The organism is Bradyrhizobium sp. USDA 4461, assembly GCF_054055655.1.
Map to the genome: position 1 here is coordinate 7,386,715 of NZ_JBSRXM010000001.1, position 15,751 is coordinate 7,402,465.

At 62.9% G+C, this 15,751-nt stretch carries 16 protein-coding genes; 4 read left to right on the plus strand and 12 right to left on the minus strand.

All coding sequences use genetic code 11. The features are described 5' to 3' along the window. The first annotated feature begins 13 nt into the window (after positions 1 to 13). Positions 14 to 604: a TIGR02281 family clan AA aspartic protease gene (locus ACVINW_RS34870; protein WP_456755467.1), complete on the plus strand. Its 591-nt coding sequence runs from the start codon at positions 14 to 16 to the stop codon at positions 602 to 604. 129 nt (positions 605 to 733) lie between these two features. On the opposite strand, the gene dusA is transcribed toward ACVINW_RS34870, so the two are convergent. Further along, complete coding sequence (dusA, locus tag ACVINW_RS34875) at positions 734 to 1,729, minus strand: tRNA dihydrouridine(20/20a) synthase DusA (RefSeq protein ID WP_456755468.1); 996 nt, start codon at positions 1,727 to 1,729, stop codon at positions 734 to 736. A 200-nt stretch (positions 1,730 to 1,929) separates the two neighbouring features. Between dusA and ACVINW_RS34880 the strand changes: the two genes are divergently transcribed. Both ACVINW_RS34880 and ACVINW_RS34885 read left to right on the plus strand, forming a co-directional pair. After that, positions 1,930 to 2,331: a hypothetical protein gene (locus ACVINW_RS34880; protein WP_456755469.1), complete on the plus strand. Its 402-nt coding sequence runs from the start codon at positions 1,930 to 1,932 to the stop codon at positions 2,329 to 2,331. A gap of 135 nt (positions 2,332 to 2,466) precedes the next feature. After that, positions 2,467 to 3,336, plus strand: coding sequence for a LysR family transcriptional regulator (locus ACVINW_RS34885; RefSeq protein ID WP_456755470.1), 870 nt, complete (start codon positions 2,467 to 2,469; stop codon positions 3,334 to 3,336). Between the two features lie 40 nt (positions 3,337 to 3,376). On the opposite strand, the gene ACVINW_RS34890 is transcribed toward ACVINW_RS34885, so the two are convergent. The 9 genes from ACVINW_RS34890 to ACVINW_RS34930 all read right to left on the minus strand — a co-directional run bounded on the left by ACVINW_RS34890 (position 3,377) and on the right by ACVINW_RS34930 (position 13,866). Beyond that, positions 3,377 to 4,456, minus strand: a complete 1,080-nt coding sequence (locus ACVINW_RS34890) for an isocitrate/isopropylmalate dehydrogenase family protein (protein WP_456755471.1) — start codon at positions 4,454 to 4,456, stop codon at positions 3,377 to 3,379. A 56-nt stretch (positions 4,457 to 4,512) separates the two neighbouring features. Further along, a complete protein-coding gene (locus tag ACVINW_RS34895) occupies positions 4,513 to 5,994 on the minus strand; it encodes an aldehyde dehydrogenase family protein (RefSeq protein ID WP_456755472.1) in 1,482 nt (493 codons plus the stop codon). A 95-nt stretch (positions 5,995 to 6,089) separates the two neighbouring features. Beyond that, positions 6,090 to 6,995, minus strand: coding sequence for an NAD(P)-dependent oxidoreductase (locus ACVINW_RS34900; RefSeq protein ID WP_456755473.1), 906 nt, complete (start codon positions 6,993 to 6,995; stop codon positions 6,090 to 6,092). A gap of 69 nt (positions 6,996 to 7,064) precedes the next feature. After that, a complete protein-coding gene (locus ACVINW_RS34905; protein ID WP_456755474.1) occupies positions 7,065 to 8,558 on the minus strand; it encodes a sugar ABC transporter ATP-binding protein in 1,494 nt (497 codons plus the stop codon). A 5-nt stretch (positions 8,559 to 8,563) separates the two neighbouring features. Further along, entirely contained in the window at positions 8,564 to 9,196 is a 633-nt protein-coding gene (locus tag ACVINW_RS34910) for a hypothetical protein (protein WP_456755475.1), read from the minus strand. Beyond that, positions 9,193 to 9,645, minus strand: a complete 453-nt coding sequence (locus ACVINW_RS34915) for a hypothetical protein (protein WP_456755476.1) — start codon at positions 9,643 to 9,645, stop codon at positions 9,193 to 9,195. The genes ACVINW_RS34910 and ACVINW_RS34915 overlap by 4 nt, the downstream gene beginning before the upstream one ends. Further along, positions 9,642 to 11,762 carry an ABC transporter permease gene (locus ACVINW_RS34920; RefSeq protein ID WP_456755477.1) on the minus strand — a complete coding sequence of 707 codons (2,121 nt, stop codon included), beginning with the start codon at positions 11,760 to 11,762 and terminating at the stop codon, positions 9,642 to 9,644. The genes ACVINW_RS34915 and ACVINW_RS34920 overlap by 4 nt, the downstream gene beginning before the upstream one ends. 52 nt (positions 11,763 to 11,814) lie before the next feature. Next, positions 11,815 to 12,828, minus strand: coding sequence for a sugar ABC transporter substrate-binding protein (locus tag ACVINW_RS34925; RefSeq protein WP_456755478.1), 1,014 nt, complete (start codon positions 12,826 to 12,828; stop codon positions 11,815 to 11,817). A gap of 39 nt (positions 12,829 to 12,867) precedes the next feature. Next, positions 12,868 to 13,866, minus strand: a complete 999-nt coding sequence (locus ACVINW_RS34930; protein WP_456755479.1) for an ABC transporter permease — start codon at positions 13,864 to 13,866, stop codon at positions 12,868 to 12,870. 384 nt (positions 13,867 to 14,250) lie between these two features. Between ACVINW_RS34930 and ACVINW_RS34935 the strand changes: the two genes are divergently transcribed. Continuing rightward, complete coding sequence (locus tag ACVINW_RS34935) at positions 14,251 to 14,760, plus strand: hypothetical protein (RefSeq protein ID WP_456755480.1); 510 nt, start codon at positions 14,251 to 14,253, stop codon at positions 14,758 to 14,760. 105 nt (positions 14,761 to 14,865) lie between these two features. Here the strand turns inward: ACVINW_RS34935 and ACVINW_RS34940 are convergent, their stop codons facing one another. Both ACVINW_RS34940 and ACVINW_RS34945 read right to left on the minus strand, forming a co-directional pair. Further along, a complete protein-coding gene (locus ACVINW_RS34940) occupies positions 14,866 to 15,378 on the minus strand; it encodes an Lrp/AsnC family transcriptional regulator (protein ID WP_456755481.1) in 513 nt (170 codons plus the stop codon). Between the two features lie 96 nt (positions 15,379 to 15,474). Next, positions 15,475 to 15,744 (minus strand): hypothetical protein, encoded by a 270-nt coding sequence (locus tag ACVINW_RS34945; protein WP_456755482.1) that lies wholly within the window; start codon positions 15,742 to 15,744, stop codon positions 15,475 to 15,477. Positions 15,745 to 15,751: the final 7 nt, after the last annotated feature.

Below are 15,751 nucleotides of genomic sequence, written 5' to 3' on the forward strand. Positions count from 1 at the left end.
CCGGAGGTGCATGGTGACCCGCATCCTCCTCGTGATCCTGCTTCTGATGGCAACCGCCGGCGCCGTCGTCGCCTATGGCGATCCCGACCAGATCGCGCGCGCCAGGGAGAACCTGACCCAGATCTTCGGCCGCAGCATCACCGCCTCGGCGTCCACGTCCACCTCCGCCCCCGCGGTGCAGATCGCCCGCAGCCAGGGCGGCGAGTTCGCCTTCCGCGCCAAGATCAACGGTGTCAGTGCGCCGATGGTGATCGACACCGGCGCGACCTCGGTGGTGCTGACCTGGGAAACCGCCAAGGCGATCGGGCTGCCGACCGACATGCTCGACTACAATGTCGACCTCGAGACCGCCGGCGGTCACACCAAGGCGGCGCGGCTGACGCTCGATCGTCTCGCGGTCGGCAAGCTGGTCGAGAAATCGGTCCCGGCGCTGGTGGTGCAGCGCGGGCAGATGAAGACCAATCTGCTCGGCATGAGCTTCCTCGACCGGCTCGAGAGCTGGGGCGTCCGCTCCGACACGCTGAGCCTGACCGGCTATCCCGACGTCACCGGCAGCATCAACACCCCGAGCCGCCACCGGCGCCCGCGCACGGTGGTCGACTAGCGCTAGCGCGTTTTCGAGCGAAGTGGATAGCGGTTCGCGTGAAGAAAACGCGTCAATACAAAAGTCCAGAGCCCCGTTCCGATTGATCGGAACGGGAAGGCGCTCGCGCGATGACGCCAGGTTGAATCGTCAGGCCGCCACCGCTGCGCGTGCGCGATCGTCAACCAGCGCGATCGCATCGCGGAGCACATCAATCCCGGCGCCCGGCCGAACGCCGTTCTCCGCGAGATGCCTGCGGAACGCGCGCGCGCCGGGGACGCCGTGGAAGGCGCCGACGAAATGGCGCGTGATCGAATGCAGCCGCGTGCCCTCGGCCAGTTGCCGCGCGATATAGGGCAGCATCGCCGCGAACACATCCTTCATCGTCGCGTGCGGCGGCGCTTCGCCGAACAGCTCGGAATCGACGGTCAGCAGCCGCCACGGCTCCTGATAGGCCGCCCGCCCCAGCATCACGCCATCGACATGCGCGAGATGCTGCTTTGCTTCGGCAAGGCTCGTGATGCCGCCATTGATGATGATGGGCACATCCGGCAGCGCCGCCTTGAGGCGATAGACCCGATCGTAGTCGAGCGGCGGGATGTCGCGGTTCTCCTTCGGCGACAATCCGTTCAGCCAGGCCTTGCGGGCGTGCACGACCAGCACATCCGCACCGGCGGCAATGACGCCGCGTGCCAGGGTATCGAGCGCGACCTCCGGATCCTGGTCGTCGATACCGATCCGGCACTTCACCGTGACCGGAATTTGCACCGCGCGCTTCATCGCCGCGACGCCTGCGGCCACCAGCGCCGGCTCCGCCATCAGGCAGGCGCCGAAGCGGCCGTCCTTCACCCGATCGGACGGACAGCCGACATTGAGGTTGATCTCGTCGTAGCCGAACTCCTCGCCGATCCGGGCTGCGGTGGCGAGATCGGCCGGATCGGAACCGCCGAGTTGCAGCGCCACCGGATGCTCGCGGGCATCGAAGCCGAGCAGCCGCGCCCGGTCGCCATGGATGATGGCGCCAGTCGTCAACATCTCCGTATAAAGCCGCGCCCTGCGCGACATCAGGCGATGGAAGACGCGGCAATGCCGGTCAGTCCAGTCCATCATCGGAGCCACGGAAAAGCGATAGTCTTGCGATTTCAATTATTTACCTTAGACTTCAACAGAATGAACCATGGCCATGTGCACTCCAAATTAGCCGAAATTGCACACGGATGTACCCGTTTTGACCTGTCAGTGCACACGTCGCGCACACGAAATAGGGACTACACACGGCCGCGGCCAGCTTCATTCAGCTGCCGTCCGGGAACTGGCGCGTCCAGGTCCGCCGCAGGAACCGCTACGTGGCAGCAGAGATCATTCGCCGCCGCAAGGACGGCGAAGACTGGCCGCTCGACATGGAGCGCAGCCTTGATCGCCAGCGCCCCTCAAGCCGCGCGCTGCCGTTCGCCTGGCCCGCTTCGCGCTCAACCACCTGGGTCTGGTCGGAAAGTCTGATGAGCGAGACCGAGTTGAAGATCGAGGATCTGCATTTTCACGATCTGCGCCATGAAGGTGCAAGCTGCACGCTTGACTGCACCATCACCAGCAGATGTATCCGCCGTCGACGAGAAGAATGGGTCCCGCTACATAGCTTGCGCCGTCGCTGGCGAGGAACGGATCGTGTAGGCGACCTCGGAAGGCTCGGCGAAGCGTCGCATCGGCGTCATCTTTTCTTTTCCCACCGGCATGCGCAAGTTGGCTAATCGCCGAGTATGCTGCACCGCAACTGTGTCCTGTTTTCTCCAAGACGGCAGCCTCTTTCGCCAGATATATATCGATCGGTGCTGGGGTCGCTCTGCATTCCAGAACAAGTAGGCATCGACCGAGGTATCCAAGACTTGTCGAACATCAATCTCAAGCTTCTGCATACCTTCTTGCTCGCTGCAGAGCACGAAAGCTTCCGGAAAGCAGCCGAAGAATCGAACCGATCCCCATCAGCCGTAAGCATGCAGGTCCGCGATTTGGAGGAGCAGATCGGCGTCCTGCTTTTTCGTAGAACGCCGCAGAAAGTGCTGCTCACGCCTGAGGGTCGGATCTTGTTCGAGCAGGCGAAGCGAGCGTTACAGGAAGTGCAGTCCGGGCTCGATTTGCTGACGGAATCAGCGCAGTCCCGCAGCCGCCACATCCGGATGGCCTGCGTTCCAACGCTTGCGTCCGGATGGCTCCCCAATATCCTGGCAACGTTCAAGGTCCGCTATCCGCGAAGCCAGGTGCAGCTGATGGAGATATCCACGGCGCCGATGCTTGAACTGCTGAAACGCCAGGATGTCGAGTTCGGCATCGGCCCGCAAGTTGCGGACATGGGGGATTATGAGTTCGAGCCGATCCTTGAGGATCCGCTTTTCGCGTGTGTCCCGCCGGCGTTCGACGAGGGGCAATCGAGCATCGGCTTCGCTGATCTCGTCGAGAAGCCGGTCATCCTGCTCTCGAAGACGACTGCCGTCCGGGGACTGATCGATGAGACGCTGGAGACGCTCGCGGTTCGCCTCGACGTGCAATTCGAAGTTCAGGCGGCCACCACGGCGTTGGCTCTGGCCGCCTCGGGCCTCGGCATCGCAATCGTACCGCGGGTCGCTCTGGTGCAGGCCGGCGCGCAGCAGTTTCGCGTGGTGCCGATCTCCGACCACGTCAAGCTACGCCAAATCGGTCTGATCACCACGCGCGGCCCGGTGCGGCGTCCGAACACCGAGCAACTGATTTCATTGTGATCCGTTCGAGTCTCGCCCAGCTGCGCTGACGCCCTCGCGCTCAGAGCAATTTCAGAAGCGCGTCGACGACCTGACCGGTCGTCGCATGTCCGCCGATGTCACGGGTCCTCAGCGCGGCGTCCTCCAGCCCGGCGCGGACAGCAGCTTCGATCCTGTCGGCACCAAGCCGCAACCGGTTGTCACGGTAGCGCTGATCCAGACGCCGCAGCATCAGGATCGATGCGAGGATCGTTCCATAGGGATTGGCAAGTCCTTTTCCGGCGATATCGGGGGCAGAGCCATGCGAAGCCTGGAAGAAACCAATCCCGTCACCAACCTCCTCGGATGGCGACATGCCCATGCCGCCGACGGTCGCGGCGCCGAGATCGGAAATGATGTCGCCGAACATGTTCTCGGTGACGATGACGTCGAAATGGGATGGCTTGTTGACGAGGTGAACCGTCATCGCGTCGACCAGGACGTGCTCGGCTTCGATATCGGGATAATCCCTGGCCACCTCGTCGAACACGGCACGGAAGAACGCATAGGTGCGCAACACGTTGGCCTTGTCGCAGCAGGTCACCCGGCGCCGTCCGTCCTTTGGCGACCCGTTCCTCGATCTGGCAAGTTCGAACGCGAACCGGACGATGCGCTCGATCCCCTTCCTGGTTTGGACGAGCGTATCGACCGCCACTTCTTCGCGCAACAGCGCCCCGGCGCCCCGCGCGGCGTAGAGGCCCTCACTGTTCTCCCTCACGATGACGTAATCGATCGAACCCGGCCGCCCGAGCGGCGACGGCACGCCCTTGTAGAGCTTGATCGGCCGCACATTGGCGAACAGGTCGAGCTTGAAGCGCAGCGTCAGCGTGAAGTCCAGTCCGGCTTCGGTGCCGTCACGATGAACCACGCCGGGAATGCCGGCGGCGCCATGGAGAATGGCGTCGGCGGCACGACAGCCCTCAAACGAGGTTGCCGGAAACGAATCCCCCGCTTCAAGGAAGTGGGTGGCGCCCGCCGGATACTCCACAAACTGGAGTGTGCCGGTCTGGACCCCGGCTTGCAGCACCGCGACTGCCGCACGAGCGACTTCAGGTCCAATACCGTCCCCATGTACGACGGCGATCTTGTAAGTGTCCTTCATGATACTCGCTCGATAAATTGTGCCTGGTGATGATGACGTCGCGGACGAATGTCGGATCAATCCAGCTTGATCCAGACCCCCTTCGTGTTGAGGTATTCATCGAGCTGTTCGGTGCCGCCCTCGCGGCCGTATCCACTCATTTTGTAGCCGCCGAACGGCATCGCGGGATCGATGGCGTGATAGGTGTTCACCCAGACCGATCCAGCGCGCAGGCTGCGCGAGATGACGTGGGCCTTGCTCACGTCGCGCGTGAAGACACCGGCAGCGAGCCCGTATGGCGTCGCGTTGGCTCGCGTCACCGCCTCGTCGAGCGTGTCGAACGGCAGCGCCGAAATGACCGGGCCAAAGATTTCGTCGCGGGCAATCTGCATGCTGTCGGAGACACCGGCGAACACGGTCGGCTCGACGAAGTTACCCTTCGAGAGATTCCCCTCCCTCACTCTTCGGCCGCCGGTCACCACCCGCGCGCCCTCGTCGCGTCCGCTTCTCAGAAAGCCTTCGACCTTGTCGAGCTGCCGCTCGGAAACCAGAGGTCCGATCTCGGTCGAGGGATCGGCGCCGTCGCCGATTTTCAGGGCCGCGGCAAACCTGCCGAGCCGCTCGACCAGTTCGTCGTGGACCGCTCGCTCGACGAACAAGCGCGAACCTGCAATGCAGATCTGGCCTGAATTGGCGAACGCAGCCATCGCGGCAATCGGGACAGCCTTGTCGAGGTCCGCGTCGGCGCAGACGATGACCGGTGATTTTCCGCCAAGCTCCAGCGACACCCGCTTGAGATTGCCGGCCGAGGCGCGAATGATGGCTTGGCCGGTTGCGGTGGAGCCGGTGAAGACGATCTTGTCGACACCGGAATGTTCGGCGAGCGGCGCGCCCGCTTCCGGTCCGGTCCCGGTCACAACGTTGACGACACCGGGAGGCACGCCTGCCTCGTTCATCAAATCCGCGATCAGCAACGGCGTCAGCGGCGCCTCCTCGGAGGGCTTGAGCACGATCGTGCAGCCGGTCGCAAGCGCCGGTCCGATCTTCCAGACCGACGCCGCCGTCGGCGCGTTCCACGGGATGATGGCTCCGACCACGCCGACCGGCTCTTTCCGCGTGAACGAGACGATGTCGCCCGGAAGCGAATTATCGACCGTCTGGCCGTGGAGCGCCGTCGCCATGCCCGCGTAGTATCTGAGCATACCGAGCACGCGGAGCTTGTTCGCCCGTGTCCTGACGATCGGCATTCCCATGTCGGCGGTGTCGGACTGGCTGATCTCTTCCCAGTGCTTCTCGAACAGCTCGGCGATCCGCAACAGCAGCGCCTGCCTCTCGAACGGCTTGAAGCGGCTCCACGGCCCGTCGAAGGCGCGACGAGCCGCGGTGACGGCAAGACCGATATCGGCCGCATCGCCACGCGGAACGCGACCGATCACTTCCCCGGTCGCGGGATTGCGCGTCTCGAACACCTCCCCTGAACGGGCGTCCACCCATGCGCCATCGATGAACATCTTTCGGGTTTGTCCATCGATGGGGAATCGGATTTCGGTCTTTGTCATCAGTCTGCTCCTGTCTCACCTGAGGCGGCCGGCGAACGCCTCGCCTTCGTTTGATTCATATTCTCGTGGCGGCGATCGCCCTCCGCGAACCGCCTCTATGCAGCCGGCTGCTGCTTCCGCAGCAAGCGCACGAGCTCGGGAATGTAGGCTTGGCCGCGGCCGCGCTCGACGACTGCCGCGAGCGCGCCGGCAACGCCGTCGGCGATCGTCCTGGAGGCGCCCGATGTACCGGCCATCGTCCGGTAGTAGTCGATATCCTTCAGCGCATTGCCGATGAAGAACGGCACCGCAGCGACGTCGTCGTTTACGATGGCGGGCGTCAAGCGCTGCAGCGCGGCGCCGGCGCCGCCGCCCTTGGCGAGCACATCGACGAAGACCGCCGGGTCCACGCCGGCGTCAGCAGCCTGCGCGGCGGCCTCGCCGAGCAGCGCCATGAATCCGATCGAGACATAGTTGTGCAGCAGCTTGAGCCGATGGCCGAAGCTCACCGGGCCTACCCGCTCAACACTCTCGGTGAAGGATGCAAGAACCGCGCGGACATTTTCAAGGTCTTCTTCATCGCCGCCGACCAGCAGGTTCAGCGTCCCTTTCTCCGCATGCACTGCCGTGCGCGTCATTGGCGCATCGAGGAAGCGTCCGCCCGCCGCCCGGACGGCAGCAGCCATCCGCAACGTCGATTCCGGCAGCGCGGTCGAGCAATCGACGATGATGGTCCCCTTGCGCAGCCGCGACAGAACGCCGGTCTCGCCGGTGAGAACCGCTTCGACCTGGGGTGAGCCCGTCACGCAGAGGATGATGAGGTCGGACAGGTCAGCCAATCCGCCTGGACTGTTGCAGGCGGTGGCGCCAAGGCCGATGAGATCGTCGACGGGCTGGTTGCCTGGATGATCGAGAAAGGCCAGAGGAAAGCCGCCCCGCGCGAGAACGTTCTTCGCGATGCCATGGCCCATCAGACCGACTCCGATGATTCCCACTCTCTTCACGGTAACCTCGCTGATCATTCACATCTCTGGTTGGACCGGACGGCGGTCCGCGTGCCCTGCGGCACGATCGTGCTGGGAGTCCATTCGCTAGTGGACGGCGGCGTACATGATCTGCTGCTCGGTCGCTTCGGTAGCCTTGATCTCTTCGACGATCTTGCCGCGCTTTGCGACCAGGATGCGGTCCGAGAGTGCCAGCACCTCGGGCAGGTAGGATGAGATCACGACCACGGCGAGGCCTTCATCGGCAAGGCCATTGATGAACTGGTGGATCTCGACAATGGCGCCGACATCGACGCCGCGCGTCGGCTCATCGAAGATGATGAGCTTCGGCTTCTGGATCAGCGATCTCGCGATGACGACCTTCTGCTGGTTGCCGCCGGAGAGCTCGATCACCCTGGCCTTGTCGTTGTTCGACCGCAGCTGAAGCCGGCGGGCCCATTGCCGCGCCAGCTCCTTCGCCTGCGTCATGGAGATGACGGACAATGGGTTCGAGAGGCGCGAGAGCTCGCCCAAATGGAGGTTCTCGGCCACCGTCATCGTCTCGAAGAAACCGTCGAACTTGCGATCTTCCGTGACGTAGACGATGCCGTCGCGCACCGCCTTGCGCGGCACCCGATAGCTAACCGATTTTCCGCAGTACTTGATCTCGCCGCCATGGAAGAAGTCGCGTTTCAGCACGCCCGCGACCACTTTCATCATTTCGGTCCGGCCGGCGCCAACCAGTCCGAACACGCCGGTCACCTGCCCGGCGAAGATCGAGAACGACGTGTTGCGGACCATCGTGCCCAAGGACAGGTTCTCGACGCTGAGCACCCGCTCTCCGTACGGCCGGGGCGGACGGCCGCGGTCACCATGCAGCGTTTCCGTCAGGTTGCGTCCGACCATCGCCTGAATGATGGTATCGCGCGTGAACGCTGCTTTCACATCCGACGCAACAAGCCGCCCATCGCGAAGAATGGTGATGCGGTCGGCCAGTTGCAGCGCCTCTTCGAGTGCGTGCGAAATGAAGATGATCGCGACCTTGTCGGCCACGAGACGGCGGATCAGATTGAAGAAATGCCGCTTTTCTTCCGGCGTCAGCGTCGCCGTCGGCTCATCGAAGATGATCACCTTCGCGTTGTGATGAACGGCGCGCGCAATTTCGACCATCTGCTTTTGCGCAGCTCCGAGCTGCGACACCTGCGCGGTCGGATCGACCTGGAATCCCATGCCGGCCAGGAACTGGCGGGCCTGGATGTAGAGGCCGCGCAGCCGATTGAAGGTCTTTTCCTCGCCCAGATAGATGTTCTGGGCCACCGTCATCGACGGCACCAGATTGGTTTCCTGATAGACCATGACGACGCCGTTCTTCAGGCCTTCTGCGGGCGTCGAAAGACTCACCGGCGCGCCATTGAGAAACATCTCTCCGGAGCTGAGCTTGTAGACCCCGGCGAGGATCTTGGTCAGGGTCGATTTGCCGGCACCGTTCTCGCCCAGAATTGCGTGGACCTCTCCGGGCGAAACGGCGAAATCGACGTCCTGGAAAGCCGGGATCTTTCCGAACAGCTTGGTTCCTTTGCGGATCTCGAGGATGGGCTGCATTCGATCTACTCCGAAAGGACCGCCGCCGGATCGCGAATCTCCAGAACCGCGTTCGAGCCGCGGCTGGCGACATAGAGCGCGCCGGCGTATTCGGCTGCGGCCACGGCGCCATGCCGCGTGCCGTCCGCGCGCGAGTGAAAGGACCCGGCAGGCGTCGTGTTCGCGTCGCAATAGGCGACAAGCCCGTAGGACCGCGTGACGGAATAGGGCTTCAGGATGCCCATCTGCTTGAGCTGACTTCCCTGCATCGGCTCCTTGAAGCTGCGGCCGGAGCGGAGTGAAGGCGCCATCCAGTACTGTTCCGGCACCTCGTTCACCATGCGCGTCCGGTATTCATCCTCGCGCAGGATGAATTCCACGAGTTGATTGCGCACGGAATAGAAGCAGAGCCACATGCCACCGGCGGCCGCACGGGTCAGACGAGCCGGATAACCAGGCAGGCCCGCGGCCAGTTCGAGAAGCTTGCCGTCCGGAAGCGTCACCGCAACGATGCGGTGCTTGAGGCACTCGGAGACGATCAACCGACCTGCCGATGCGGCAACGCCGGCTGGCCACGCCAATCCAGTGGCCACGACCTTGATCTGGTCCTCGGCCAGATCCACGACGGCAACGCAACCGGAACTGTCCAGCATCATCAATGCCCGTCGCCAGTCATGCGCGCCCAACCGCTTCGACCCGTTGCACACCGCAAGCGTCGACTCGTCCAGCCATGCGATCGCGGTCGGGCATCGCAGGACGTCGCCTGACGGCTGCACCACCTTGCCGTCGAAGCGGCCGCGCCCCGCACGACGATGCCCTTGCCATCCAACCCGATCGCGAGCGCTTCACCCAGTCCGGCCATCGCCGAGATCGGCGCGTCGAACCCTGCCAGTCTCTCCGGGCCCGAGGAGGCCGGTTGGAGACGAAGCAACTCCGAGCCTTTCGAGGCAAACAACCCAGCGTCGATCGCGACGAGATTATCGACCTCGTCGACCTCGCAGAGCACCGGAGCCAGTTCGAGCTTCTGGTTCGGCAGGAACGGTCCGTCGAGCACGGGCACTGTAACGGCCCCTTCGCGACGCCCGAGCAGTTTGTCGATCCATTTCACGAGCGACGGCCCCAATAGCTATCCACGCCGCAAAATGCGGGGTCCGCCCCCTGCAGCCGGTAAGTCCCCATCCGGTTGTTGAAGATCCCGCAGAGATAAAGCACGCCCTTGTGCTCCCGCATCGAGGTGATCATGGGATGCTTCTCGCCGCCCTGATCCCAGTAGCTTTCGAGGATCTCGCCGCGCTCGCTGAACTTGAGCACGCATCCGGTATTCAGGTTCGGCATCAGCCAGGCGTCTTCGGAACAGCGCCGCGACATCCTCTTGCGGAAGCCCGGCAATTCGAGTGACAGGTCGAGCGCGGGTGTGCGCATCCCCATCAACGCCAGCCAGTAACTCCCGTCGGACGCGCGATTGATGTTGTCGGGATAGCCGGGAAGATTCGAGATGACGACCTCGACCTGGCCCTTTTTCGGTCCGTCGAAATAGTACCGGCTGATCCGACAGGCCCAGCTCTCCGCGAAGAGCAGAGACTGGTTGTCGTAGGACATGCAAATGCCGTTCGGAAATACCAGGTTCTTCAGCACCGTCCGGGTTCTTCTGGTCTTCGGATCGTAACGGATGATGCGGCCGTTGCCTCGACTCTCGAGTGCGTCGGAATACCAGTCGTGCATCTCGAACCGCGTCGTCGCCTCGCTGAAATAGATCGCGCCATCTGGCGCGATGTCGAGGTCATCCGCGAGCTTCATGTTGGAATCGTCGACGATCGACAACAGACTCCGGTTCGTCTCCGCAGTCAGCCGATGCACCGTGCCGTTCATCTCGACCTGATAAAGTCCCATTCCGGCGACGCAGACATTGAGATGCCCCTGGCGATCGAACGCCATTCCGAGCGGCGACCCGCCGATATGCGCCAACACCTCCCAGCGCTGATAATCGGGTGGAAACCAGCGCAGGATGTCGCCGTGACGGTTGCCCGTGTAGAGATTGTCGTCGCGATCGAAGATGACGTCCTCCGCGCCCTCCAGAATGCCGAGGCCGATGACGCCGACGTCGCGCAGCGTATCGTTCGGCGCCATCGCGCCGGCGCCCTGCTCGGTCGCAATGGCGTCGGGCATCCGGGCGTAAGCAGGCGAGATGTAGACGCTGCGCAGCAGCTTGTGGCGGTTCTTGACCCAACGCACGTCGAGGAAGACCGCGGCGACGAGGATCAGGCCCAGCGCGAGATCGGTCCCGGGGCCGGAGATCGCGAGCGCGAGGAAGCTGTTTGACAGGAGCAGCACGAAAACCGCTCCCATGGTCGCCTTCGCGACCGTGCCGCGGCCTCCACCAAGAGAGATGCCGCCCAGCACCGTGGCGGTGAGCGCCTGCAGTTCGAGTCCTGCTCCGACATCCGATGCCGCGCTTCCGATGCGGCTCGCAAACAGGAAACCGGACAGCGCGACGAGGGTGCTGCAGCAGACGTAAGCGCTGAAGATGGTCCAGCGGACGTTGATGCCTGCATTGTACGCGGAGCGGCGCGCGCCACCGACGGCGAGCAGGTGCCAGCCATATCGCGTGCGGGACAGCACGATGTGAATACCGATTGCGATCACGGCCGTGATCAGGAACGAAACCGGCAACAGCCCGATCTGTGCGGTGCCGAGATACTCGAAGACCGCAGAGTCCGACACGTTGGTCACGATCGCAGTCGAGAACTGCGGAAAGATGATCTCGAACAGCGATCGAAAGATGATGAGGCTGACCAACGTCGTCAGGAAGGCCCGCATCCTGACATAGCCGACGAGGAACCCGTTCAGGGCACCGCATATGGCTCCGACCGCCAGCGCGGCCAGAAGCCCGGCGCCGGCGTTCCAGCCCTCGACGTTCATGCCGATCAACGACATCAGCACGGACAGCGCGAACACCGAGCCGACCGACAGATCGATGCCGCCCGAGATCATCACGATCGTCAGACCGAGGACGATCAGTCCGAACTCGGCAAATTGGCGCGCGAGATTGCCGAGCGTCGTCCATTCGAAAAAGTGCGGGACGAACGGCCCCAGACCGAAGACGAGCAGCGACAGCGCCAGAAAGGGGATCGCACTGTCGACCCATTTCTTGGTGAGCACCTCCCCGACCACGTGATCGGGGAGAAGCCTGTAACGCCACCGAACGATATCCGACGAAAAGCTCATCTGGCCTGTTCCATGCGTACGCCGGCTTGCGACCGGACGCGCTGCATCTCTCTCACTTGAGTTCGTCGAGCGTCCAGCAATTGCGGCCGGTCGCGTTGGTCTTGTCGACCCGCGTGATCGGCCCGAAGAAGACGTCCTTGACGGCCCCCGCCTTGCGGTTGCTCTGCAGCAGTTCGGAGATCTGGCTTGCCGCGACCTCGCCCTGGATGTCGGCATGGAAGTTGTAGATGACGGTCAAGAGTCCCTTCTTGACGCTGTCGCAACCGGTCTGGCTGCCGGCGCCATTGGTGACGATCGTGACCTGGCCGGTCTTGCCCGCGGCCGCGACGGCCGCACCGGCGCCAACCTCGGCATTGTCCCAGATGCCCATCACGCCACAGAGATCGGGGTGCTGCTGGAGAACCGTCGCGGTGATCTGGCGCGCCTTGTCGGAGTCATAATTGGCGGCCTGGTCCGACACCAATTGAAGGTCCGGATTTGCGGCCAACACCTCGTTGATGCCCTGGCGCATGTAGATGTTCGCCGCCCCGGTCTCGACGCCCGCAAGCCAGACGACCTTGGTGGACGGGCCCCTGCCCTTGGCACAGGCCTTGGCGAGTTCGCCCATCTCGAGGCGGCCCATCTCGATCCAGTCGTTGCCGACATAGGAATCGGTCTGGGTCGCCGACTGCATGTTGACCTGGAGCACCGGAATTCCGGCCTCCTGAGCCTGTTTCAGCTGTCGCGCGTAGGTCTGCACGTCCGGATTCTGCACGATCAGCAGATCCGGCTTCTCGGCGATCGCACCCGTCAGGGCACGAATGCCGGCCTCGGTGTTCATGTTGGGGTCGCGCACCTCAAGCGTGAAGCCGTAGCGTGCGGCATGCCGTTCCCACACCGTCACCCAGGCCTGGTTGAGATCGAAGCCCTGGGAGATCGGAACGAAGATCACCTTCTTGCCCTTGAGGGCTTTCAGGTATGCCTCGCGTCCGACCTGCTGAACCTCAGCGGCCATGCCCGGCGTTGCGGACGCAAGCCCGCCAAGCATGAGGCCGGTCAACAGCAATCTGCGCAGAATGGAAATCATGATGCCCTCTCCCGGTTTGAAGTTTCTTGAGACGCGGCCCTAGATGTCGCCGCTTTGCGACGTCTGCTCATCGCGCGGATTGAGCACCGCATCGATTGCCAGAGCAGCAAGCAGGATCACGCCCTTGATCAGGTTCTGGGCGGTGAAGCTGATGTTGAGAATCGTCATGCCGTTGGTGAGAACCCCGACCAGAACCGTGCCGACGACCACGTTGCGGACGCCGCCCTGCCCGCCGCTGAGGCCGATTCCTCCGAGCACAACGACAAGGAGCACGTCGTAGATCAGCGTCGAATTGTACAAACGCGTATTGATGCCGGAGACCACCGCACACATCAGAATGCCCGAGAGAAAGGCGATCAATGCGCTGGCGGCGTATTGCGAGATGATCACCGGGCGGGTCGGCAGTCCGATGGTACGCGCTGCAAACGGATTGTCGCCGGTCGCGTAGATGAATCGTCCGAACCGGGTCTTGCGCAGGAACAATGCGACCAGCCCAGCGAGCAACGCCGCCGCGCAGACCGAGACGGGAATCCCGGCAATCGTCCCCGTGCCCAGGAAGGTGAACCAGTCATGCCCGGTCGGGGCGTAAACGACGTCGGATTTGAATACGATCCGTCCGGCACCGTAGATCACCGATGCAAGGCCGAGGGTCGCGAAGATCGGCGGCACATCGGCCACGGCGATGAGCGTCCCGGTGCCGATGCCGACCAGGATGACGAGAAGCCCGCCCACGACAAGCGACCAGCCGAACGGCACCCCGGTGGTCGACAGCCAGATGCTGAACGCAACACCGATCACCATGACCGCGATCATGGTCAGGTCGATGCCGCGGCCGACGACAACCAGCGCCATGCCGACGGCCAGGATGCCGAGCGTTGCGACGTTGTTCAGCAGGGTGAGAATGTTTCCGGCGGTGAGGAATTTCGGCAGGAACAGCGAGAACGCCCCGATCAGGACGAGCGTGATACAGAAGATCACCTCTTCCTGCGTCAGCTTGAACGACCGCATTCTGCGCCCGAGATGCTCCGAACTGCTCATTGTCCGATCCGGATTTGCCGCGCTACTCGACCGCCGCCGGTCCGGTATTCGGAAACGCGACAGAGCCGGCCTCTCATGCCAGATTGATCGCCCGCGACCATCGTCTCCTGCCTGAAGTTGGTTGTTGTTTGTCCGGCAAGACAAGCGATCTCGCCCTGCTGCTTGCAAGGCGCTTTTTCTGAACCCCTGTTTGGCTTTTCTGATCTACCCACGCTTCCCGCTGGAACCCGGTGTTGCATTGAGAAATGCTGAGGCCCTGTTCAGAAATACTGCGCTGCTCCGGCATTGCTTCATCACTCGGCCTACCTAAGATGGAAATCCGATCGTCGCTTGCGTCGATCACAACGAAGCCAGGTCAACCTGGCCGATCAGGGAGGTCTAACCGTGAAGATTCGCAAACTGCTGGCGCTTGCGGGTGTGTTGTTTGGCATGAGCGGCGCAGCGTTCGCTCAAAGTCAGGCGGACGACGAGTGCCTGAATCCCGGGAACGACGAGCTCTTGAAGCAGGGATGCGCCTATCTCGACGAGTTCATGAAGGCGTTCAATTCGCGAGATGCGGCGGCCTGGGCCAAGACCGTCCACTATCCGCACATCCGGATCGCCGGCGGACAGGTGCAGGTCTGGAACACGCCGGAAGAATACGCGCAGTCGAACGATGCGTCGCAGCTGGCGCAGGCCTCGACTTGGGCTCGCTCAGCCTGGACAGTTCGCAAGCTGGTGCAGAAGTCAGACGACAAGCTCCACTTCGTCACGCGGTTCACGCGTTACGACGCCAACGACAAGCCGATATTGTCGGCCGATTCCTTCTATGTGATCGTCAAGAAGGATGGGCGCTGGGGCGCTCTGGTACGATCGAGCTATGTCGGCGTCATCGGCAAGAAGACCGCCTTCTGACGCGCCGCCCGCTTTCAAGGCGAACATGAGCAGCGGACGTCAACCGGGTGACGTCTGCATTGCCCGCAGCGGCGCAGGCACGTTGAGGCGGCGCTTCGCGCACCTTCATACCTGGACCGACGTCAGCTTCTTCAGGCAACGCAGCGCGAACGACGACCGGCTGTGGCGGATGCCCGGAATGCGATAGAGCTTTTCGCGCAGGAAGCGTTCATAGCCGGCGGTGCTTTCGACCGCGACCTTCACCAAATAATCGTAATCACCCGTGGTGAGATAGGCTTCGATCACCTCCGGCAAGTCCGCGAGCAGTTGCCCGAAACGTTCGAGCACTTCCTCGTCGTGGCGGTCGAGCGTCACCTCCAGGATCACCGTTTCAGGCAGGCCGAGCTTGTCCTGATTGAGCAGCGCGACATAGCCATCGATGTAACCCTGGGTCTCAAGGCGCTTCAGCCTGTTCCAGCACGGTGTCGTGGAGAGCCCGATCCTGTCGGCCAGTTGCGCCGTCGTCAGGCGCGCATCCTGCTGCAAGGCGCGCAGGATCTTGCGATCGATCTCATCGAGCCGAAGCGCGTCCTTGCGCGAGGCCTTGACCGGCGCAGCGGCACGTCCGACCGAAACCATACCAAGAACTCCATTCTGGTCGTGTAGGCGAAGTGCAGAATTTCTATATCGCAAATCCTATATACACCCAGACAAAAAGAACAACAATCCCGCGATTTAGCAGTACGTATATACTGACAAAGCGGGGTTTTTGCGGTGTTTCTTCTCGAACTCCAGACCAGCGACATTCACGCTGCGCTCGGCCGCCTGCTCGACCAGACGCGCGTTGCGGGGCTTCGGCTCGCGGCCGTCAGCGCCCGAGCGGAAGCGAACGAATGCCGCATCTCGGCTTCCATAGACGTCAAGGACCGCGACGTCATCGAGCGGCTCGCCCGCCGCGTCGGCGCGCTGTTTTGCATCGATGCGATCGAGGTGAAAGGCGGACACCAATGCC

Excerpts from the sequence above, each read along its gene's own strand:
- ACVINW_RS34890 (WP_456755471.1), bottom strand. The coding sequence starts at position 4,456 with ATGAAGGACACTTACAAGATCGCCGTCGTACATGGGGACGGTATTGGA.
- ACVINW_RS34895 (WP_456755472.1), bottom strand. The coding sequence starts at position 5,994 with ATGACAAAGACCGAAATCCGATTCCCCATCGATGGACAAACCCGAAAG.
- ACVINW_RS34900 (WP_456755473.1), bottom strand. The coding sequence starts at position 6,995 with ATGATCAGCGAGGTTACCGTGAAGAGAGTGGGAATCATCGGAGTCGGT.
- ACVINW_RS34905 (WP_456755474.1), bottom strand. The coding sequence starts at position 8,558 with ATGCAGCCCATCCTCGAGATCCGCAAAGGAACCAAGCTGTTCGGAAAG.
- ACVINW_RS34920 (WP_456755477.1), bottom strand. The coding sequence starts at position 11,762 with ATGAGCTTTTCGTCGGATATCGTTCGGTGGCGTTACAGGCTTCTCCCC.
- ACVINW_RS34925 (WP_456755478.1), bottom strand. The coding sequence starts at position 12,828 with ATGATTTCCATTCTGCGCAGATTGCTGTTGACCGGCCTCATGCTTGGC.
- ACVINW_RS34930 (WP_456755479.1), bottom strand. The coding sequence starts at position 13,866 with ATGAGCAGTTCGGAGCATCTCGGGCGCAGAATGCGGTCGTTCAAGCTG.
- ACVINW_RS34940 (WP_456755481.1), bottom strand. The coding sequence starts at position 15,378 with ATGGTTTCGGTCGGACGTGCCGCTGCGCCGGTCAAGGCCTCGCGCAAG.